Source organism: Mangrovactinospora gilvigrisea (assembly GCF_001879105.1).
Classification (GTDB): Bacteria; Actinomycetota; Actinomycetes; order Streptomycetales; family Streptomycetaceae; genus Mangrovactinospora; species Mangrovactinospora gilvigrisea.
In genome coordinates this window covers 1-22007 of sequence record NZ_MLCF01000044.1, presented here as the reverse complement: position 1 = coordinate 22007, position 22007 = coordinate 1, and the positions used below count along the sequence as shown (strand labels likewise).

Annotated in this window: 18 protein-coding genes; 12 read left to right on the top strand and 6 right to left on the bottom strand. The window is 60.6% G+C overall.

What is annotated here, in order from left to right; translation table 11 throughout:
• Together BIV57_RS09980 and BIV57_RS09975 are read right to left on the bottom strand one after the other, a co-directional pair.
• Positions 1–382 (bottom strand): adenylyl-sulfate kinase (locus tag BIV57_RS09980; protein ID WP_139275570.1); only part of this gene is annotated, 382 nt, incomplete at its 3' end.
• Between the two features lie 459 nt (positions 383–841).
• On the bottom strand, positions 842–1618 hold the full coding sequence (locus BIV57_RS09975; protein WP_071656350.1) for a glycosyltransferase family 2 protein: 777 nt from the start codon (positions 1616–1618) through the stop codon (positions 842–844).
• A gap of 566 nt (positions 1619–2184) precedes the next feature.
• Here BIV57_RS09975 and BIV57_RS09970 point away from each other — a divergent pair.
• The 11 genes from BIV57_RS09970 to BIV57_RS09920 all read left to right on the top strand — a co-directional run bounded on the left by BIV57_RS09970 (position 2185) and on the right by BIV57_RS09920 (position 14573).
• A complete protein-coding gene (locus tag BIV57_RS09970) occupies positions 2185–2607 on the top strand; it encodes a helix-turn-helix domain-containing protein (protein WP_245797518.1) in 423 nt (140 codons plus the stop codon).
• A gap of 124 nt (positions 2608–2731) precedes the next feature.
• A complete protein-coding gene (locus tag BIV57_RS09965; RefSeq protein ID WP_071656349.1) occupies positions 2732–4159 on the top strand; it encodes an IS1380 family transposase in 1428 nt (475 codons plus the stop codon).
• A 632-nt stretch (positions 4160–4791) separates the two neighbouring features.
• Positions 4792–5586, top strand: a complete 795-nt coding sequence (locus BIV57_RS09960; RefSeq protein ID WP_071656348.1) for a phytanoyl-CoA dioxygenase family protein — start codon at positions 4792–4794, stop codon at positions 5584–5586.
• Positions 5587–5797: 211 nt separating this feature from the next.
• Entirely contained in the window at positions 5798–6460 is a 663-nt protein-coding gene (locus BIV57_RS09955; protein ID WP_071656347.1) for a class I SAM-dependent methyltransferase, read from the top strand.
• Positions 6461–7621, top strand: a complete 1161-nt coding sequence (locus tag BIV57_RS26765) for a glycosyltransferase family 4 protein (protein ID WP_071656346.1) — start codon at positions 6461–6463, stop codon at positions 7619–7621.
• Positions 7611–8570, top strand: coding sequence for a glycosyltransferase (locus BIV57_RS26760; protein WP_419185700.1), 960 nt, complete (start codon positions 7611–7613; stop codon positions 8568–8570). The genes BIV57_RS26765 and BIV57_RS26760 overlap by 11 nt, the downstream gene beginning before the upstream one ends.
• Before the next feature lie 41 nt (positions 8571–8611).
• Positions 8612–10336 carry a carbamoyltransferase C-terminal domain-containing protein gene (locus tag BIV57_RS09940; RefSeq protein WP_079170194.1) on the top strand — a complete coding sequence of 575 codons (1725 nt, stop codon included), beginning with the start codon at positions 8612–8614 and terminating at the stop codon, positions 10334–10336.
• Positions 10337–10442: 106 nt separating this feature from the next.
• The gene (locus BIV57_RS09935) at positions 10443–11231 is read left to right on the top strand and encodes a phosphotransferase (RefSeq protein WP_071656343.1); all 789 of its coding nucleotides are present in this window, start codon (positions 10443–10445) and stop codon (positions 11229–11231) included.
• A gap of 749 nt (positions 11232–11980) precedes the next feature.
• Positions 11981–12982, top strand: a complete 1002-nt coding sequence (locus BIV57_RS09930) for an ABC transporter ATP-binding protein (RefSeq protein ID WP_071656342.1) — start codon at positions 11981–11983, stop codon at positions 12980–12982.
• Between the two features lie 8 nt (positions 12983–12990).
• The gene (locus tag BIV57_RS09925) at positions 12991–13764 is read left to right on the top strand and encodes an ABC transporter permease (RefSeq protein WP_079170193.1); all 774 of its coding nucleotides are present in this window, start codon (positions 12991–12993) and stop codon (positions 13762–13764) included.
• A complete protein-coding gene (locus BIV57_RS09920; RefSeq protein WP_139275568.1) occupies positions 13761–14573 on the top strand; it encodes an ABC transporter permease in 813 nt (270 codons plus the stop codon). The genes BIV57_RS09925 and BIV57_RS09920 overlap by 4 nt, the downstream gene beginning before the upstream one ends.
• Here BIV57_RS09920 and BIV57_RS26620 read toward each other — a convergent pair.
• The 3 genes from BIV57_RS26620 to BIV57_RS09905 all read right to left on the bottom strand — a co-directional run bounded on the left by BIV57_RS26620 (position 14570) and on the right by BIV57_RS09905 (position 20430).
• Positions 14570–15448, bottom strand: a complete 879-nt coding sequence (locus tag BIV57_RS26620) for an SDR family NAD(P)-dependent oxidoreductase (protein ID WP_336445956.1) — start codon at positions 15446–15448, stop codon at positions 14570–14572. The two genes, BIV57_RS09920 and BIV57_RS26620, sit on opposite strands and share 4 nt — an antisense overlap.
• A 270-nt stretch (positions 15449–15718) precedes the next feature.
• Positions 15719–17782 carry a Shedu anti-phage system protein SduA domain-containing protein gene (locus BIV57_RS09910; RefSeq protein ID WP_071656340.1) on the bottom strand — a complete coding sequence of 688 codons (2064 nt, stop codon included), beginning with the start codon at positions 17780–17782 and terminating at the stop codon, positions 15719–15721.
• 314 nt (positions 17783–18096) lie between these two features.
• Complete coding sequence (locus tag BIV57_RS09905; protein WP_071656339.1) at positions 18097–20430, bottom strand: ATP-binding protein; 2334 nt, start codon at positions 20428–20430, stop codon at positions 18097–18099.
• A 368-nt stretch (positions 20431–20798) separates the two neighbouring features.
• Here BIV57_RS09905 and BIV57_RS26755 point away from each other — a divergent pair, with 368 nt between their 5' ends.
• Positions 20799–21437 carry a substrate-binding domain-containing protein gene (locus BIV57_RS26755; protein WP_071656338.1) on the top strand — a complete coding sequence of 213 codons (639 nt, stop codon included), beginning with the start codon at positions 20799–20801 and terminating at the stop codon, positions 21435–21437.
• Here the strand turns inward: BIV57_RS26755 and BIV57_RS25085 are convergent.
• Positions 21416–22007: type 2 periplasmic-binding domain-containing protein (locus tag BIV57_RS25085; RefSeq protein WP_217651716.1), on the bottom strand; the 592-nt coding region annotated here is incomplete at its 5' end. The two genes, BIV57_RS26755 and BIV57_RS25085, sit on opposite strands and share 22 nt — an antisense overlap.

The following is a 22007-nucleotide window of genomic DNA, read 5'->3' as shown; positions in this document are numbered from 1 at the left end:
GCAGGTCCGCGTCGGCGTGCCGGGCGCGGACCTCGGCGCGGGCCTCGGCGAACGGGGCGATCACCGGGGCGAGGACCTTGACGCCGTTGCGGGCGAGGAGTTCGGCGATGTAGCCGATGCGGCGGACGTTGGTGTCGCGGTCGGAGCGGGAGAAGCCGAGGCCGGCGGAGAGGAAGGCGCGCACCTCGTCGCCGTCGAGCACCTCGACGCGGTGGCCCTCACGGCGCAGACGCTCGGCCACCGCGCGGGCGATGGTGGACTTGCCGGCGCTGGGCAGGCCGGTGAGCCACACGGTGGCGCCGCGCTGCCGCGGCGCGAGAGTGGCGTCGCCGGCGTCAGCCTTGGCGAGGGACTGTCTGAGGAACTCCTCGGCGATGCTCATGCGTAGCCTCATTTCTTAGCGATGTCTCGAAGGAGTTCGGTGACCTAACCCGAGGAATACAGGGCACACCACCGTGCCGCTTTCCACCAACAGGCGACATGCCTTGACGCCGTTTCGGGCCAGCAGCTCCGCGAGGCAGTCGACATGGCATACGTAGCCGACCCGCGCGATACCCGAGATACCCAAACTCGATGTGAAGGAGACTTAACCAAAAGTCACCTTCAACACCAGAGTTAGCACCGAGCGTGATCAGCTACCCTGTCCGCCTCGTTTGATTAATAGACGGCACGATAAGCAGTTCCACGTCGCCAGAAAACGAAACCCAGCGAGGTTGCTAATAAAAATCACCCGACGCGCTCGGCGACCTCAAGGCGCTCCGCAGAGAGCAAATCCTTAGCGCGGAATCAGAGCGATGCCATGTAGCGAAAACCCGCGCAAACATCCGCGGGAAAGTGCAAGCTAGAAGATCTCGTCGAGCACGTTCTCACGCTCTTGCTCCTCTGCCATCTCCCTGTAGGCAACCGAATTCCTCTTATAGCGTGCAGCGGCTCCTTCAAGGGTGCTACGCGAAGCCCAAGCAGGCGGATACTGGGCAAGTTCAGACAACCTCAAAGAGACATCCATGGACACTTCTGAAAAGTAGCGCCGAAACGCACCCGGAGTCTTTCGGTCGGTCATATTCGAGTCATGAATGCGATAGTATGTTAGGGGTTCATCAAGTGCCACACTGAGGCCCAGCTTTTCAAAAGCAAGGAAGAATATCTCATTCGTAGCTGGAAGCATATCAAGAGCGAATGAGCGACGCACAATAATGGTGCTGGTAGAACCACCTACGTAGATGCGCTTCGACTCCAAGCCTGTCGAATTATTGAACATCCACTTAGAGTTGGTCACCAACCCGACGTCACTTGACAGAAGAGGGGCAACCTGACGGAACCGATCGAGCTCCCAGTAGTCATCAGCATCAAGGAGTGCTACCCACTCCCCACTGCACTCGCGGATAGCTCGCGTCAGAGTTGGGCCAAAGCCAGCGTGCTCTCCAGGCAAGAATTTAACTTCGGGAAACTTGCTTACAACAGCTGCAGTGTCGTCGGTTGAAGCATCATCAAAAACTGCGACCTCCTCAAGGTTGTAGTCGCCAGAAAGTTGGTTAACGGCACTCCGTAGTGCTTCCCCTATAAAACGCCCGTAGTTATGCGATATGACTGCGACAGAGATCGAGGGAATGCTCGACATATTTTTTCCTCCGTCAAACGGGATAGGAATTTAGATACCTACGCTCGATGCAACCGGGCGACGTGAATTCGCCGAAACTCGTCTGGATGCACCGTGCACGTGGCGAGCGCTACAGACCCTACCGAACACGTGAGGCCACCTCAACGGTGAGCGAAGGAAAATTTCCTCCAATAAGTCAGAGAAGGTACTTGACGAGACCTTTGACACGCCTGACCGTTTTGCCCCGGCCGAGAATCTATCATCCTGATAGTGTCGGCGCCTCGAATGGGATGTTCGTGTAGCTATGGAACTCGACCAGGAGGTACAGCCGACATCTAGCGGCTGGCTAGGATTCCCAATGTGGTTTTACAAGCGGGCTGCGACGCATCGTGACCCGGGCGGTCGGTAGGGCGACCCGGCAGGGGGCTCGGGGGTGAAGCTGCTGACAGCACGGATCAGCCGGCTTCTTCAGGCGCTGCCTATCTAGTGAGCCGATATTGAGTAGGTCGCGCACCACGTGAGTCGACTGCCGTTTCAGATCTTGGCGTTCGGCTGACTTGCGCGGCGGCGGGGTGTCCGCTGGTGGCATGGGCGACACCAGGCTGGAACCGCTGGTCCTCACCGAGCAGGAGCGGCAGATCCTCACGGGATGGGCCACCCGCCGCAGCACCGCGCAGGGCCTGGCGGTGCGCGCGCGGATCGTGCTGGAGTGTGCGAAGGCCGACGGCCGGCTGAGTGTGACCGCGGCCGCCGCGCGCACCCAGGTGGCCCGCGGCACCGCCGCGAAGTGGCGGCGGCGCTTCTTGGCCGACCGGCTGGACGGGCTGGCCGACGAGCCCCGCGCGGGCGTGCCGCGCACCATCACCGACGCCCAGGTCGAACAGGTCGTGGTGCGCACCTTGGAGGTGACGCCGCCCGGTGAGACGCACTGGTCGAAGCGCCAGTTGGCCAAGCGGGTGGGGATCTCGCCCTCCAGCGTGGGGCGGATCTGGCAGGCGTTCGGGCTGTGACAAGAGCCTTCAGGGCTTGCTTGAGCCGTATGCGCGGTGACGCGCACGTACGGTTCTGAGGGGGCTCCGGTCCGGCAACCGGCCGGAGCTACCCGACACTACCGGCTGGGGCGACGGGCTCGCGGTGCGGGCCGACAGCAAGAACCTGATCGGTTGTGCGGGCGTGGTGCTGCTGCGGAAGGTTGCCGACCGCACCGGCCTGACGACCGCGCTCGCGGCGGCGCTGCCGAAGGGCACCGGGCCGGCCTGGCGCGACCGCGGCACGGCCCTGGTGGTGCTGGCCTGCGCGATCGTGCTGGGCGCGCGGAACGTGCTGGAGGCCGAGCAGCTGCAACACCACTGGCTGGCGCTGTTTCCCCGGCCGGTCTCCGACTCCACCCTGCGCCGCACCCTGGCCGCGATCGACGCCCCGGTCGCAGCACGGATCGAGCGTATGCGCGCCGTGGTGCGCCGCACGGTGTGGACGTGGCTCGTCCTGCGCCCCGCGGGCTTGCCTTGGATAGCGGTGGCTGGGAAGACGCTGACCGGCTGGTATGTGCTGGACCTGGACGCCACCATCGTGGCCTGCACCAGCGCCAAGGAGGGCGCGGCGGGCACCTTCAAGGGCTCCTACGGCCATCATCCGTTGGGCGCCTGGGTGGCCAACACCCGCGAGTGCGTCGCCATGCTGCTGCGGCCCGGGAACGCCGCGGCCAACGACGTCGGCGACCACAAGCGCGTGCTGGCCGCCGCGCTGCGGCAGCTCCCGCTGCCGCCGTGGTCGAAGCTGCTGATCCGGATCGATGGTGCGGCCTTCAGCCATGAACACCTGGCGCACCTGCAGGCGTTGACCACCAGCCGGCGCAGGGTGCGCTGGGTGACCGGCTGGGCCATTCACGAGGCCGATGAGCAGGCCATCGCCAGGCTGCCGAAGGAGGTGTGGAGCGATGCGCTGCGGCAGGACGGCGAGGTCCACACGCTCATCGGCCCGGACGGGAAGGCGGTCTCCTACCAGGTCGCCGAGCTGACCGGGGTTCGTGGCCTTGCGGGCTGGCCGACCGGGATGCGGCTGATCGTGCGGCGGGTCAGCCCCTCGCGCCGGGATGCCAAGACGCTGACCGCCTTCGAGCAGCGGACGGGCTGGCGTTGCCAGATCGTCGCCACCAACATCCCCGTCCACCCCGGGCTGTCGGGCGTCGCCGGCTCGGGGCAGGTGGCGTTCATCGACGCCCTGTACTGCGATCATGCTGAGGTCGAGGACCGGGTTAAGGCGATCAAACGGGTCGGGCTGGGCCTGCTGCCCAGCAAGTCCTGGCAGCTCAACGCCGCCTGGGTACTGGCCGCCATTCTCGCCGCCGACCTGGATACCTGGACGCGGCTCCTGCTGCTTGGCGACGAGCCCGACCTGGCCGCGGCCGAACCCGCAACGCTCCGGATGAGGCTGTACCACCTGCCGGCCTGGCTGACCGCGCATGCCCGCCGCCGCGTCCTGCACCTGGATCGCGCCTGGCCCTGGGAGCGCGACTTCACCGGCGCCTGGCAGCGGGCCCTCCGCCTTCCGGCCGTCACCTGACGGCCGGTTACCACCCCTGCGACACCGGAGAGGAGGACCTCGCAGCTCGGGCCCGTGGAACCCGACGCCCCCGCAGCGCATGCGAAGCGCCCCGTCCTCACCGGATGGCCAAACACGGGCAAGACGCCTGGCCAGCGGACGACGTCACGCCACAGACGAATCGAGGCTAATACAGGCACTGAGGGACAAATCCGGTTCCACGCCATGAACCGTCTGCGGTAAGTGACGACCAATCACCCACACTGCAACTTAGCAACCACATCGGCAAGCTAGGAGCCAAGTAAACACAAATCTGGGCGAAGTAATGAACAGTCCGTGGGACATGCAACTAGAGCCTTGTTCCAGTGAGTTGGATGTCGTAGCGTCAGATCCCGGCCAGCGGCCAGGCGATCAGGAGGGACCATTGGGCGAACAGCCATCCTGTCCGATGTCATGACATCAATGCCAGAACGAAGAGGTACGAGACCATTGGTCCTCCGTGCCCGATTCGTCCGCTATCTGGGGCAGTCAAGCGAACCTGAGACACGAGATCCAGCCAAGAACGCGGGTAATTAGCGCCCTTGAAGAGCTAGGTACAAACGCGGAACTCTGTTCACGAACGGAGCTCACTGCAACGAGAGGCGAACGGCCGCATGGTGGCACTAACAGCTGATGAAGTTGAATCTGGCGCCATTGATCCGCGCAAGATCAGTGAGGCAGTACAACAAATACGCGAAGTTGGGTTTACCCTCCTCGAGGGCGCAATACCACAAGAACGTATCGCGGTAGTTTATGATCGATATATGAAGATGTTCGAAAGGATGAAGAAAGACAGTCACGATCGCCTCCAAATCAGCCATGGCCAAAAACATTTTCAGATCCAGCCAGATCTCGATGACATCTTCGGAGAACCATTCCTAATAGCAAACGAGCTGGCCCTCAAGTGTATGCGTCCAGTGCTCGGGGATGATCTGAAAATAGCGTATTACAACTCAAACATCGCTGAGCCTGGATCAAACTACCAGAAAGTTCATCGAGACCATGCACAACTCTTCGGTAATGAAACTGAAGTCCCGTCCCCGCCGTTCCTGTTGGTCGCAAATATAATGCTCTGCGATTTCACCGAAGAGAACGGGAGTACCGAGGTGTGGCCGGGAACACATCGGACCGTAGACGTGGCCAATGGAACGCAAATAGACATAGAGCTCGAGGAGCGAGCTAAGAACTGGCCATCAGTGCGCACCAACGCGGCTGCTGGGTCCATAGTAATTCGGGACCTAAGACTATGGCATAGAGGCACGCCAAATAGCTCAGACCAGCGCCGGGCGATGCTCTCACTGGTATACAAGCGAAACTGGCTCCGATGGCGCGCACATAAGTCCCTACATGCTTCTGAGCGAACAATCTCAAGCTGGCCTGCAGAAACTCAACGGATGTTTGCACGGTAGAAAATAAAAGGCGAAAGTAAGCAAAGAACGGAGTAATTAAGTGAAGCGATATTCCACCTTCCTCGAAAGCAGCCGACCTACCACAATGGCAAGGGTGGCCCTGAGGGCTGCCGATGTCTACGCCACACTCAGACATCCACGTCAGGCATGGCCCCCGCTTCCCATGATGTACGAGGGCACCAAGAGTCGATGGGTCTATCGGAGGAACGGTATGGCCTACTTCGACTATCTACGAGAGCTTGCAGGACTGACTCCCGCTAGCAATGTCCTTGACATCGGCTCAGGCCTTGGCCGCAAGTCCTGGCCATTGATCGGCTTCCTCGAGACCGGTGAGTACCTTGGGATAGAACCTCGTCGTGACGCCGTTCAGTGGTGTACTCGGAACATTACTAGGCAGGATCCCAGACTTCGATTCGAGCATATAGATGTCCGAAATGGCTACTATACGCCTCAAGGATCAAGAGACGCATCGACGGCGACTCTGTCTGCAGAGACGGGCAAGTATGACATCGTAATGGCAAACTCGGTGTTCACCCACATGCTTCCGGCGGAAATTAACAACTATCTTCGGGAGTGTCGTCGAGTCCTAGTTCCAGGAGGTCGACTGCTTTGTACGTTTTTCATGACGCCTGATGAACCCTCGATACTGGGTCCGACTGTCTCGCCCGCCCGGTATCAATTTCCGCATCACCGAGATGGGTATCGTGTTCAGCACGATAACTGCGACGAGCACGTCGTCAATTATGACGAACACGACGTCAGATCAATGTATGACAACGCAGGAATCAAAATCACAGATATTCACTGGGGATCCTGGCGGGGAAACAAAGAATTCCTTGACTTCCAGGATATAGTAATTGGGGAAAAGATCTGAATGGCCCGCCAAAAGTTTGGCGAGCGGCTTCCTTTCGTAGACATCGTTACGACCGAGTTCCCGCCCTACGTTCGAGGAGGGGCGGGGATCCACGTATACGAGCTAACACAGCAGCTAGCGACTCGAACCAAGGTTGCCGTTACTCTGCTTGACAGATCGATGCCAACCGCAAAGGAATCCATACCTCTGGACCGTATGGGAATTGCGCCACAGAGGTTGAGTGGTATCGAGGCAGAACGTCTTGAGCCGGCAGCAACCGGATGGGTGACCCACACTCACTCGCTGACAGCGCACATCGCCGCAAAGAGATCAGATCGCTCCTACGTGAGTAGTGTCCATTCACTAGAAATCGACCGCCCGTGGCGAGCATCTCGACACAAGGGTGCCTTCGAGCGCGCGGTAGCCGATGAGGCCGAAGCGATATCGAAGGCAAGTGATGTCGTATGTGTCTCAGGTGCAATGGCTGATTCTGTCACTCAGCACTGTGGTCCAGTGCGCTGCCATGTCATACCACCCGGCTACGACATGAACACTCTGTATCACGACTCGAAGCTGGACGCGCTGCCTGATGTACCGATCGACTGGCATCAACCATTCATTCTCGCTACTGGACGCATAAGCAGGCAAAAGGGATATCGATATCTCTTCGCAGCAATGCGCCATCTAGAGAAACCGACAACATTCGTTCTACGTGCTGGCTCACCTGAGTCCGATGTGGATCTCGCGAACTTTGAGGAAATGCTTGCGAATGCACCAGAACGCCACACCATAATCTGGCTGAGGGCAGGGTTGGGCCGACGTGGTATGCGTCAGCTCTATTCTCGTGCAGCTCTCCATATCTCGCCAGCGATCTATGAACCATTCGGCCTCGCGAATGTTGAGGCACTACTCTGCGGAACGCCCGTTGCCGCAACGGACGTCGGTGGGACTGCGGAGGCGCTAAGTGGTACGCCGGCCGTACTGCTGCCAGATCCAAGAGATAACGACGAAAAGCTGGCGCGACAGATCGCAGAAGTCATTGACCGCATCCCGGGTGATGAGTGGTTGCTTGACGCTGTGCGATCCGAGACGACGCGTAGTGTGCTCTCACGTGCATCTTGGGACCGCGTGCTTCCGCGCCTAATGGAGGTATACAGGTCGTCATTGAATCGTGCGGAGTGAAACTTTGATCGCCGTGGTAGTAGTGACCCATAACTCCGAGTCTACAATCAGTCGATGTCTAAAGGAGCTCAGAAAAGAATCTAGTCCCTACCACATTACTGTAGTCGACAACGCGTCCATAGATCAAACTTGTGATGTTGTGGTCACGGAAGGGCTTGCAGACCGGCTAATTAAAAATCAGGATAATCGGGGATACGGCGTAGCGGTCAACCAGGCACTTCGCGAGCTCAGTTGCAATAATGAAGCCTCTGCCGTGGTCCTTCTTGATCCCGACTGTTTCGTAACGCCAGCCACATTGGAAAAACTGAACTGGTATCTAGAGTTTGACCCGAATATTGGCGCGGTCTCGCCAGTCCTCGTCAATACCTCTGGAGAGAGACAGGTTACTGCGCATCAGTTTCGAACGTACCGAACTGAGCTTCGGAGAATCTTCCACGAGCAGCCATCTGGCGTGCTGAGGACTTCAACTCACAAATCTGTCAGGCTAACGGACTGGGTCGTTGGTTCGTGTCTGATGATTCGTCGGACAGCCTTGAGTGACGTGGAGGGCGCGGCCGAACAGTATTTTGTCTATGTCGAGGACATCGACATTTGCTATCGACTGGCACTCAAAGGCTGGCAGGTCGTAATAGACACAGAGACGGTGGCGATGCATATAGGAGGGCATTCACTGTCGAGTACGGGATTCGCCAGGTTTGCGCCGATAGTCAAACTGATTAATGAGTTGCTCTTTTATGAGACTTTCTACAGTCGATTGAAGTGCTCTACAATCGCTCTACTTCGACTATTGCGGGTTATACGGGCTAAAGGCCTCTTCTCACAACGGGCAGCTGTACTCGCCCTCGCAAGCATAGGGGTTCCATCGCGAGCAATAGGCACCGCGATTCTGGCCCGTCAGCCAGAATCGGTCAGAAAAGTATTGAAGGAAAAGTGGCCAGCTCCGTTGTAGGAGTATCCGAAGATACCAACAGAAACTAAGTAGGAGAATATATGGAAGACGGTCTCTATGTGTCGGCATTCATCGCGCCTCCCGGATCTAAGCCCAAGGCTGGTCGACAGTGGGTGCGCCATGATCAGAATATAGCTGCGTGGATGAAGACCGGCAATAGGGTAGAGCTCCTTAGCGTGTGGGAATTGGAGCGCCATTCTGGAATGAAACACCATGGCCGCGCATTTGTCGACTTTTCGGCATTCTATTCCACTTTGGAAGATCTGCTCAAAGTTGAAGGTTTGAATATCTCAGATGTTCGCGATATCTGGGGTACACCTGGGCTAGGATCTGGCGCTCACAACCGAACTGTTGCTTCCATCGCGAACCTGCCGTATCACAGCTACTGCCACCTTTTGAGCGCGATGCTGTCTGACGGAGTGTCGTTCAGGGAAGGCAAGGTTCTCGGCCTTGCAGTCGATGACACCCCCGACTCCGTTGTACAGCCGAAGCCGGCAGAATGGTACGCTGGAGGATTCTCTGAGCGAGGTAATTTGTCGCTCTTCTCTATTAGTTCTCCTGCAAAGATGTACTCTGCTGCCTCAAAGAGGTTTGGTCTTGAGGAAGGGTCACTGATGGCCCTAGCTACAGCAAGTACATCTAGTTTGCCCTCAGAGTTGGCCCAAGACCTGGGTGGCCTTCACATCAGAGGGCGTTACACGCCTGATGGCCTTGATCTCGACGCAGAGCTTGACCGCCGAATAGCCGACCTGGTTAGCGCGGCTGAAGCCGGCCATCTGTCTAGCCATGACTCTAGGTTCTCGGACGAAGAGAACATAGCTAGCGCAGTTATGAAGATTGTTCAGCGATCTTGCGTTGACATGATGATTAGAACGATAGATGGGGCGCTGACTCGCTTCGATGCCGACCCGGCGGAGGTGACGTTGGCCCTGAGTGGCGGGTTCGCACTGAACTGCCCAGCCAACAGTGCCTTGATCGATCGGTTTGGGTTCGCAGGATTGCAGGAGATCCCTTCTGTGAGTGACTGTGGGCAGTCAATCGGCATTGGGTTGGTGCAGTTCTACAGTGAATTGGGTAGCAATATGTCATTTGATTTCCCTGGAGCTTACCTTGGTGGGCGACCAGGCACGATTGGCGATTTGAAGAACCGCTTTGGAGAATTTATTGGATCTGTAAGCCAGTACTCAGATGAGATAGCGGTCTCGGACATGATAGAAGGCCCCATTGTATGGGTTCAAGGGCGTTCTGAGGTTGGCCCTAGAGCTCTTGGCCACCGGAGCATCTTGGCAGATCCCAGGACGGAGGCCTCTCGAACTGCGCTTAACGAGCTCAAGCGCCGTCAGTGGTGGCGCCCGGTGGCGCCAATTGTGCTCGAAGAGCGGGCCAGCGAGTGGTTCGAAGATGCGAGGCCTTCGCCGTACATGCTACAAACTTTCCGAATTCGCGATGAAGTGGCTGCCAAGATTCCAGCTGTGGCACACCTCGACGCTTCGGCCCGCATACAAACGGTGTCTGAGGAGCAAGACGCGAGGATTCATGGGCTGATCAGTCGATTTGCAAGTGTGACCGGTGTTCCGGTGGTCTGCAATACATCACTGAACGACAACGGAGAACCTATAATTGAACGAGCGGAGGAAGCACTGAACTACTGCCTCCGCAAGAACCTTAAGGTTTTTTACCTGGACGATTATCGCATAGAGGTCATAAACCATCATGGCTACGATGACGCAGATCCGCTGCGACGACGCGGTGACCTCTTCATCTAGCCGGATCTAGACGAACGCCTGGTCTTCATACCCTTGGAGTAAGTAGACTTGGACAGGTAAGATCGGACGCTCTTCTCGACGGGGCCATCCAGAAAAGGATTACATCATGGAGCGCAAGCTTGGCGGCGGCTACAACTCCTCACCAGTCCAGAAGGGAGAAGTGGTTGTCCGCAAGATGGGTGCCTGGAGTCCAAATGTCCATGCCCTTCTTCGCCACTTTGAGACTGTAGGCTTCAATCTTGCCCCAAGGTTTCTTTCTCGTGACGACGACGCTGGGACAGAGACTCTTCAGTACATCCCCGGTGAAGCGGGCGCATATCCGCTCCGCGAAGAGCTTCGTTCGGATCAGGCTTTGACGAATGTAGCTCGAGCAATTAGAGAGATGCATGACGCCTCGGCTACCTTCTTGAGTACGGAACCAAATAAGTGGCAGTATCGCACGACAATGCCGCTCGAGATTGATTGTATCGGACATAACGACCTGGGTCCGTACAATACGGTCTTTGACGGAACCAGAGTTACTGCGTTCATCGATTGGGACTTCGCAGGGCCCTCAAATAGGATATGGGATCTTTGCTATGCGGCACATAGGTTCGTGCCGCTTTCCGCCCCGAGGTCTACCAAGGCATTCGGTTGGGATCCAATTCCTGATCAACGAAATCGCCTTCGGCTCTTTGTTGAAGCATATGATTTCGACTTTAGCTTCGACGAGTTCCTTGATGTCTTGGTTGTACGACTTGCATCAATCTCCACGAACATTGAGCGCAACGTTCACCTGGGAAACCAAAGGTATGAGCGGCAACGCATTGAAAAGCATGCTGAAGGTTACCGGGAAGATATGCAGTATATTCTTGAGAACCATAAGCGATGGGCCAGTGCTGACGGGGAGGTTTAGAATGAAGCGTTTCGTCATTCTGTGCCAGGCGCGTACAGGCACGCATCTACTGCGGACGAGTCTGGAGCAGAAAGTAGGCCTTCGTTGTGCCTGGGAGCCTTTCAACGATAAAGCTGTACAGCAGTTCGAGTATAGCGTAGATACTCCTGCGCGGGTGATTCTAGATCGCCTTTGGTCCGAGGAATTTGGTGGAATTGCAACCGGATTCCCGATTCATCTAAGCCATGGTCGGGGAGGTCGTGCCTGGCCGGAGGTATGGGATCTTATCTCGCAGGATAAGGAAGTCATTTGCATTCATCTTTACCGGAGAAATCTACTGGAACAACTAGTCTCGCATCGTTTGGCAATTGAGACAGATAATTGGATGGAGGAAGTTGGATCTGCTCAGAGTCCGTATGCTCCAACGTTGATACTGGATCCAGACGCAACCAGGAAATGGTTCACGTCAACTGCGAAGGAAGTTGTTAGATCCATCCGAAACTATCCCTCGTCGCTTATAGTAACCTACGAAGATCTCTCGAATAGTCTGACCAAAACTTTGGAGCCAATTTTCCGAGCACTCGGAACTGATCCTATTACTCCTGAACTGAGGATCAGGAAGCAGGGTCGACCTTTGCATGAGGTTGTTGAGAATCTTGCCGAGCTCCGGGACGTCTTTTCGACCACGCAGTGGGAGTCATTCTTTGATTGTTCCGTGAAGCATACTTGGGATTCTGCAATTCGGGGTACTCAGCCTGAGGAGTCGTAACATGGGTTCCGAGCCGATTATCTGTGTTGAGTCACTTGTCAAGGAATTCCGAAGGACCAAGCAGCAGAGCGGACGATTCAGCGCTATCCGCACTCTTTTGACTCGCGAGCGGACCGTTAGCCGGGCCGTTGACGGAATTAGTTTCGGCATTCCCGAAGGTGAGCTCGTAGGATATCTCGGCCCTAACGGAGCCGGAAAGTCCACTACTATCAAGATTCTTACCGGGATTTTGATGCCCACTAGTGGCACCGTTCATGTGGCCGGCATCGTGCCCTGGAGAGAGCGCAAACGAAATGCTGCTCAGATCGGTGTAGTATTTGGACAGCGCACTCAGCTCTGGTGGGATCTCCCACTGTCCGACTCGCTTGAGCTTGTAGGCCGGCTTTACGAAATTCCCCCACCGCGATTTCGCTTCAATCTAAAACTCTTCACCGAGCTTCTGGAGCTCGGTCCATTTTTGTCTACTCCGGTAAGACAGCTATCGCTTGGTCAGCGGATGCGTGGGGATCTCGCAGCTGCGATGCTTCATAGCCCTCGAATTCTGTTTCTCGACGAGCCAACTATTGGCCTGGATGTTGTCGCAAAGGAGCGTATCAGGAGTTTCATTTACGAACTTAACAAGGAGCAAGGGACCACCGTCATCCTTACTACACATGACTTGGATGACGTTGAGCGGCTGTGTCAGAGAGTTCTTCTTATTACGGATGGCAGCGTGTTGTTCGAAGGTGATGTTGAAAGCCTCAAGAACATGCACACTCGGGAGCGGGACTTGATTATTCGCCTACCTCCTGGCTCCGAGAGTATTGAATTGGCGAACTTCGCTTCTGCTCGCATTGTGGATGAATCTGGGGATCTTACTCGAGTTCGATTCAATCCACAGTCGCTCCCTATCACGGAACTTGTTTCTTTCTTGCTGAGCAAATATGCGATCGTTGATTTTTCCGTGAAGGAGCCCGAGTTGGAAGAAGTAGTGCGGAACATATACGCCGCGAGGTCGCTTTGAGGAGACTGATGGCCTGTGGAGTGGCGCAGGCAAAGACGGTTTTTGCTTACCGTTTTGACTATGTCACGAGCCTACTCGGCCTGCTCTTTCAGCTATATGTTCTGCGCGCTGTATGGTCTTCGATCTATAGGGGGCACGATTCTGTATCCGGAGTGAACCTATCGACGATGGTAACGTACGCAACACTTGCTTCCTTTCAAAACTGGCTCCTAAACCCCTGGCAATTCTCATTGATCCCAGACCGAGTTAGAGAAGGGAGGGTGGCCGTCGACCTAGTTCGTCCAGTTGGTTTCGTGACCCAAGTCGTAGTGGCCCAAGTTGGTCGCACTGCGGCTACTTTGCCATTTGGTCTCCTATTGGTGCCGGCTCTAGCTATCTTGGGAGCTCGCACGCCAGTAAGTGCGACTGCTGGATTTGAGTACGCACTGAGCCTTGTTCCGGCCTACGCAATTATCACCTTGCTGTCAGTGGTGGTCGGCATGGTATCGTTCTGGACGATTGAACTTAATGGCATGATTGTAATATACTGGATGATTTCGCAATTCCTATCTGGAACGATGGTTCCGTTGTGGTTTATGCCATCACTTTTGCGAGACTTCGCTAAGATTCTTCCATTTCAAGCGTTCTCTTATACTCCGAACGCGATTTATGTTGGGCAGATCGGTGCCGCCGATGCGATTGGGGCGATTGCGATTCAGCTAGTTTGGGTCGCATTGCTCTATGTCCTCTGTGTACTGATTTGGAGGCGGGCAATACGACGTGTGGTGATCCAGGGAGGTTGACGGCATTGATTCGTTCTAGTAAGGCTTGGCGAGTTCTTACCGCAGCCGCCGTCAAGGCGGAGCTGGAGCACCGGGCAAATTTTCTCGTCTCGATCATTGGCGGCCTGTTCTATCAAGGTATGGGTCTGGCTTTCATCTGGGTTGTCCTTTCGCGCTTCAGCTCTCTAGGCGGTTGGACCCTTCCTGAAGTTGCCTTCCTACACGGGTTGCGAACCAGTGCTCACGGTTTGTATGTTGTATCGTTTGGGCGTGTTTCTACTTCTGATCAGCTATTGCGTGAGGGAGAGTTCGATAGGTTCCTTACTCGCCCGGTTGGTGTTCTGATCCAGATCGTTACATACCGGGCGTCCATTATGCCAATCGGCGATCTTTTGTTCGGGCTCTCAATCGTGTTCATTGCGGCTAATTCTCTGAGCATTGAATGGACTCTATCGAAGATCGCTCTTGCAGCCGCAGCTATAGTTGGTGGAGCGCTAGTGGAGCTCGGTTTGCAGCTGGTTGTGAGTGGGCTTGCAATGAGGACGCTTTCTACCCGGTCACTCGTTTTGGTGATTGAGTCGCTATTCAGTAGCTTTGGTAAGTACCCTATGAAAGTCTTCGACGTTCCGGTGCGGTTTTTCTTGACTTTCATTCTCCCATTGGCCTTTATCGCATATTTTCCTGCATCTGTGATACTCGGCCGTAGCTCGGAGCTTGATGTTCCAGGCTGGATCGCAGCCTGTTCGCCAATTGTCGGTATGATCATTGCGTTTTCTGCGTATGTATTTTGGCGCTTGCAACTTCGGCACTATTCTAGCGTGGGGAGTTAACCATCAGAGTCTGAGCTGGATTCCATGTTCCTGTACGGTTCCAAAAGCCTTGCGTGGCGAGTGGGATGCGGCGTTCTGCCCGCGGTCTGACATGGCAGCTGTAGCTCGTGATGCGCCTGGGCATGGTGCGGTGTCCGCGTACTGGTGCCAGCGGTGGTGGCACTCGCGGGCCGTGTGCTGGTGACGCCGGCCGCGGACGACCCGGCCTGGTCGGAGCTGCCGCACGAGCAGCCGTGGTGGCCGGCACCGCCACCGCCGTCAGCGGCCGCATCGCCGCCCGCCAACACGATCGCGCCATGCACGCGCAAGCCACCACGGACGCCCCTGCCCCAGCGGGGGACGACCTGATCGAACAGCTCAATCGACTCGCCGAGCTCCACGCGCAGGGAACTCTGTCGGCTCGCGAGTTCGAGCTGGCCAAACAGCAGCGCGGCGCTGGAGGACAGCAGGATCACCGAGGCGCCGGCGTCCAGCAGCGGCAGGGCCTTCTGGACGGTGAAGATCGTGCCCTTGAGGTTGACCGCGGTGGTGCGCTCGTAGTCCTCCTCGGTGATCTGGCCGAGCGGTTCGTAGCCGCCGACGCCCGCGTTGGCGACAACGATGTCGAGGCGGCCGCTGCGTTCGGCGATCCCCTCGAAGAGACGGTCGAGGTCGGCGGTGCGTGAGACGTCGCTGCGCACGCCGGTGGCGCGCTCGCCGATCTGCTGCTGGGCGGCGGCGTCCAGTTCGGCCTTGCGGCGGCCGGTGAGGAAGACGGCTGCCCCCTCGGTGGCGAACCGGCGGGCGATGGCGAGGCCGATGCCGGTGGATGCACCGGATCGGGGCGCATTCGCAGTCGGCGGTTCCAGGACGGGACCCGGAATCGGCGCCGACACAGGTGCCGGTGCCGGTGCGACGGTGGTGGCCGGGTGCGCCGCCGCGCGGCCGCGCCGGGATGGGGGCATCGCCGCGCCCCGGCTTCCACCATGAACCGCGCCAGGCGCCCGCAAAGGCCGGCGGGCGGGGAACCCCCGGACGCCGCCGACGTCCCGTCGGCCGGGCCGATGCGGGTGCGTCGGTGCTGCTGATCCGCCGACACCGATACGCCGGCACGCAGGCATGCCGCCGCGTAGCGCCGGTGAGCCCGTGTGAGGCGGCCCTCCTCACTATTCCTCGACGATGAAGGAGGCCCGCTCGTAGAGCTCGTCGAACGTGATGATCTCGACGTCCTGGATGGCGGTCCGGTACAGCTCGAAGGAGCTTATCTTCTCCGGGTTCACGTCGCCGTTGTGGGTGAACTCGCGGAGGCTTCCGATCACTACGACTTGGCGCGGGCGCGTTGTTGATAGTTCGACGTCGGTCGGAGTGCCGTCCTCTTTGTAGATCCGAGTCAGAAATGCGCCGGAGACGGCCTGTTGGGCCTTACTGGCCGTCTTCTGCACCTGCGCCACGGCGCCGCCGAGTTCCTTGGATGGCTGGTAGACCCCAGCGCGATACTCGGTCTTGGCGAGCAGCTCGGTAGAGTGGGTCTTGATCTCGCAGAACAACATGCTGCTGATCAGGCCCTTGGACCGCATGATGGCGTCGATGCGCTTCCCGGCTCCGCCGAAGATGTTGGCGCCGGCGGTGATGCGCTCCAGTTTGCCGCCGTCGATGGACTCACAGGCGATGAGGTTGAGCCCGTAGCCGAAGATCCACTGATTCGCCTCGAAGAAGGCCTGCCAGACCGCCTCTGCGCCGCGCGTTGTGGCCAGTCCCTCCACCTCCTTGAAGTACTCCGGATCATTCAGCAGGCGCTGGAACCTCTGGAGCTGCTCCTTGCGATTGCTGATCAGCCGGATGTCCTCCTCGGTGAGGCCGCCGCCGACGGCTGTCCGGAGCGCACGGAGAAGTGTCGACCGGTCCTGACCGGTCAGCAGCCGCGCCAGTTTGGCCTCGTCGCCCGCCACGAACTGGGGGGCGTCGCCGGGCGTGCTCAGGCTGGTGCATCGCTGGAGGAAGCCGATGACTTTCCAGAAGTTCTCGTGTACGCCTCCGGTGTCGACGAGTGCCTTGACCGCTCGAGGGGTCCCGGCCTCAGGCGCTGTCTGTATGGCGGCGGCTCCGGCCCTCGTCTTGTCCTTTTTCCAGAGCTTGATCCTCGGCGTGAAGGCGTCGCCCTTCTTGATCATGGTGACGCCGCACAAGGTCGCCACCTGCGGCCGGTCGTCGAGGACGAAGTCGGTGATCATGCGGCGTATGCGAGTGTCGTAGAAGTAGTGGAACCCGCTGCCTTCCTGCGACTCTCGGATCTCCAGGTCGGCGAAGTCGCGGCGGATGACATCGAACTCGTTTGCGGTGAAGGGGAGTCTGAGGCCTTTAAGGATCGGCGTGGCGGGCGCTTCGGCTTTGGTCCGCCAGTCCGGTGGGATGTTGGGAAGCGGCCGGCTGTCGCCCTCGACCACGAGGTGCTGGACGTCAGGACGCTCGAGCGGAATGAGTACGGACTTCAGCGCTCGCCAGATCACCTCCACTGTGTCCGCGGCGCAGGTAGGCACAAGTTCGCGCTCCACCGTCAGGACCGCTTCATAGGTGGCATCCGTCCAACCGTCGCCCGGTATGGGGTGGAAGATGCCGCCATCGCGGCGGAGGGTCAGTACCGCAGCGCGGAGCAGGTCGCGCGCGGTCTCCTCTCCGGCGCAGTCCAGGAGGCTGAAGGTCTGTCCGAGGACCAGGTCGAGCTTGCCGGCGTCGTCGTCCTCCAGGGGCAGCGGGATCAGCGGTCCTCGCAGCGGAACTCGCTCCGGCTTGTATACGGGGCGGCCTGAGAGGAACTCGCACGCCCGTAGAGCCCATCCGTCCGGTGCCAGAAGTACGTTCAGTTCCTCGACATGCTTCATCGCCTCCTCGACATTGGCCACCACCTCGGGATGGACCATCCGCGCCAGAAAGTCAAGCAGCACCTCGTCCGGTCCATCGGCCAGCTCCAAGCGAGGGTCCTGGAAGATCCAGTCGTCGGGTAGGTCTTGATTTTTGATCCGGTGCTGCTGGATATCGGCGCGGACGGTCCCAACCTGCTTGTTGCCGCCTGGACCTCGGTCCAGGTCGTAGAGGCCCTCCAGGAACGTGATCTCGTTCATGTCGCCCCACCAGGGGCGCGAGATGCCGCGCACGTACTTGAAGATGTCACGTCGTGTCACTGCCGTGATTGTCGGCGCCTCGTTCGCCCTGTTGCGGTCGATGGAAGTCATGAGACCAGAATGGACGGATAACCAGTAGCGTGTCGGGTGATTCGCGGACTCGTGCAGTCGAACCCGATGCGACCTGAACCCCAGGGCGTGAAGCAGGCGTACCTTCGCGGGTGGTCGGCTCAGGCGCGAATCAGGCGGAATCCAGAGTGTCTTGATCCTTTACGACGGAGCTGTGGAAGCCACGGGGGCTGTCTGGACCGCAGCGGGCTGCTGCACCGGCCACTGCGCCACTAGCTAGAGCCCGGTAGACAGGCTCTCCGCCCCCGGCAGCCCCGTTGCGGGGCTACGAAAACGGTAATGGGGGGCGGGCGCGGTCACTCCTCGGTCGTCGAGGCGAGCCGGGCGCCGATGCGTCGGCGGGAGTCGATGCCGAGTTTGGCCAATACTCGCTCCATGTGGGCGTCCACGGTGCGCCGGGAGATCACCAGGTCCTCGGCGATCTCCCGGTTGGACCTGCCCTCCGCGGCGAGGCGGGCGACCTGCTCCTCACGGTGCGTCAGGCGTCCGGTGGCGCGGCGCGGCCCGGGCACCGGGTCGGCGGCGGCACGCGCCGCATCGGCGAGCCGTTCGGCGCCGCCCAGCGCGGCCTCCACCACCAGGCCGATCGGGGCGTGCGCGCCCGCATGCCAGTGGGCCTCGAACGCCTCCTCGCCCAGTGAGACTTGGGTGGAGCGGGCGTGCAGGCGGTGGAAGTCCTCCATCACCGGTGTTCCCGACAGCCTGGCCCCGGTCTGCTGCCACTGGGCATCGGAGGCGCCCAGCAGCCAGGCGGCGCGGATGTAGCGGCCGGCGTCGGCGGCGAGCCAGGCCATGCCCTCCAGGCAGTAGCCGATCCCGATGACGTCGCCCAGCTCGGCCTTGATCGGCAGGGCTGTCCTCAGGCCCTGTTCGGCCCGGTCGGGATCGCCCTTGGCGAAGTAGGCCAGTCCGGCCACGGTGTGCAGGAATCCGCGCAGCCAGGCCTCGGTGGACTCCGGGCCCAGCCGGGCCAGGCCCTGGTTGGCGCGCTCCAGGGCGCGGTCGGCGTCGCCCTCCAGGTGGTAGAGGTAGCCGGCCTGGACGTCCAGGGAGACCAGGCCGGTGAAGTCGCCCAGCGCCGCGAGCCGCTCCTGCGCGGCGGCGGTGGCGGCCTCCGCCTTGTCGAAGTCGCACAGGAAGGTGTGCGCGCACTGCACATACAGCAGGCCGCGGGCGCGGATCAGTGCCTCGCCGAGTTGGTCCGCCAACGCGATGCCCTCGTGAAGGGGCTGCAGCGCGAGGTCCGGCCGGCCCTGGAAGATGGTGATGAAGCCGCCGACGATCAGTGCCCAGGCCCGCTCCGCGGTCGGGCCGGGAAAGCGCTCGGCGACCTTCTCCTGCCAGTAGCGGCCTTCGCTGAGCAGACCGGAGATCTGCCAGTAGCCCCACAGTGCCCCGGCCAGCCCGGCGCCGCGCTGGGTGTGGCCCGAGGAGTTGGTCAGGGCGAACTCCAGGGCCAGGCGGATGTCCGGATGCTCGCCGCGCAGCGCATGGAAGCGGTCCATCTGGCTGCTGTCGGTGAAGTGGCGGTCGAACTCGTCGGCCATCTCCACATACCGGGTCAAGTGGCGGTGGCGCAGCTGATCCTGCTCCTGGCCGGCGGCGGCCTTCTCGGCACCGTACTCGCGCAGCGTGTCCAGCAGCCGGTAGCGGGCCGTGCCGTCCTGCTGGTCGACGCGGGTGACCACCGACTTGTCGACCAGCTCGATCAGGACTTCCATCACCTCCGGCCCCGGCAGCGCGCCGAATCCGCACACCTGCTCGGCGGCCACGATGTCGAAGTCCCCGGCGAAGACCGACAGCCGCGCCCACAGGATCTGTTCGCGCGGCGTGCACAGCTCGAAGGACCAGTCGATCGCGCTGCGCAGGGTCTGGTGGCGGGGGACGGCGGCCCGGCGGCTGCCGCCCAGCAGGCGGAAGCGGTCCTCGATCCGGTCGGCCAACTGCTCCAGCGGGACCGCGCGCAGCCGCACGGTGGCCAGCTCGATCGCCAGCGGGATGCCGTCCAGGCTGCGGCACAGGCGGGCCACTTGGGCCCGGTTGCCCTCCTCCAGGCGGAATCCGGGCACCACGGCGGCAGCCCGCTGCTCGAACAGCAGCAGCGCGTCCCCGCCGTCCTCCTGCTCCGCCACACCGAGCGGGGCCAGCGCAAAGGTGGTCTCACCGGGAACATCCAAAGGTCGCCGGCTGGTGGCCAGCACGGTGATCTCGCCGCAGGCGCGCAACAGCGCCTCGGTCAACTCCGCGCACGCCTCGATCAGATGCTCGCAGGTGTCCAGGATCAACAGGACCGGCACGCTCTGCAGGTGCTCGATCAGCACCGCCAGCGGGTCCCGAACGTCCTGAGCGGGCAGGCCGAGCGCGACACACAGGGTGTGGGGCAGCAGGGCCGGGTCGCGGAGCGCGGACAGCTCGGCCAGACACGGCTGCCGGTTCATCCGGGCGGCGGCCGGTGCGGCGGCGCGAAGCGCCAACCGGGTCTTGCCCACGCCTCCGGGGCCCACCACTGTCACCAGATCCCGAGACTCCAGCAATTGCTCCATACGACCCAGTTCTGCTGTCCGGCCGACGAACCCGTTGAGTTCCCGGGGCAGTTCACCGGGACGGCGCCGGAAGGCTCCCACAGTCATGCAGGCATGCTAGGCGGTCGCCGCCGGCAGGACACCGGGATGGAGCTACTCCCACTCGGAAGGGGAGAGTGCCGTTCAAGGCCGCCCCGCCCTGTTCGCCCGACCCGGAGAACGGGCATCGAGCGGTCACTCAACCTTCCGCCAGCGCGCAGCCCGTGCGGCGCGGCGGCAAGCATGCTCGAACGAGCGCTCCATCTCCCGTGCCGACCGCTTCACAAAGGCCGCACCGCACCGGATGCGAGAAGTGAAGATCCGGCGGCTGCTCGCCGCCGCCCCCGCGGACCAGCCCGACGGACTGTGGCGCGGTCCTTCAGCCCGAGGACGGCAGGGGCACCGCCGGATCGCCCGAGTGTCGGGGCCGGCCGGATTTGCGCACACGGCGCGCCGCAGCGCCCAGTTCGCCGGAGCCCATCGCGCGGTGCTGCACGGCGATCCCCTCGAGGTGCACACCCCCAATCCGACCGACCGGATGCTGGGGTGCGACCGCCGAACTTCTTGCGCCACCTGCTCGGCTGCGGCCCATCGCGATCGTCTGCGACTCGGACCTGATGGCGGCGACTGTGGCAGCCCAGGCGGACGAGATCGGCGTGCGGATCCCGGGCGACCTGGCCGTCGTGGCGTGGGACGACTCCCCAGTGTGCAGCCTGGTCCGCCTGGCCGTCACCGCATTCACCCACGACATCGAGGCGGGCGGCGCCACGGCATCGGCAACAGCTGATCGCGGGCGGCCCTGCCGAGTCGGGCGCCCTCGGTCAGCGCCGACTGATTGTCCGCGCCAGCACCTGAGCCGACCCGCTGGTGGTGGGCGCCCCGGGCGGCGAGGACGAGGCCCACCGCATCTGCTCACCAGGTGCCAGCCGGGGGCGGGCGGCGTCTCCAGCAGGGCCGGTCGCAAGGCTGTCCAGATGCTCCCTCATCGTCGGGAGGGAGCCCCTCGAGTACCTCAAGGAGCTCCTGCAGCAGGAAGGAGACCTCCAGTGGTACCTCACGTGTACTGGGCGTCGTAGGCGGCCTGCTGGACCTTCACATAGCGGTCACGGCCCATGCGCTTGATGGTGTCGGTGTAGCTCTTCCAGTCGCTGTCGCTGTCAGGATCGAGCTGACCGAGGCAGAACTTGGCGATGTACTGCGGGATGTAACCGGAGTAGAGGGTGGCGACCTCGGAGGCGACACCGAGCTGCTTGTCCGTCAAATACAGCGGGGGCAGCACCTTCTCCTGCGACACCCGGTAGGGGTAGAGCTTGGCGGCCGTCTCGTCCTGCAGCACCTTCTCGAAGATGGGGGCGCCCGCCGGGACCACCTCGCCGAGGCGCAGGTCGTCGGAGCGGTACATCATCCCCATCTGGTACCAGGCCGTGCCTACCGTGGCGGGTTTGGCAACATCCGGGGCCCAGATGCCGCGCCGGCCGTTGATGCCGACCGACTTCGCGTCACCCCACTTCCAGTTGACGCCCAGGGTGCCGTTGTAGGCGCGCAGCCCGGCCTCGCACTCCATCAGCCCGTCGCCCCACATCAGCGCGATCTCGGGGTTCTTGCAGGCGCTGGTGACCATGTAGCGGCCGGGGTCGAGCGGCTCG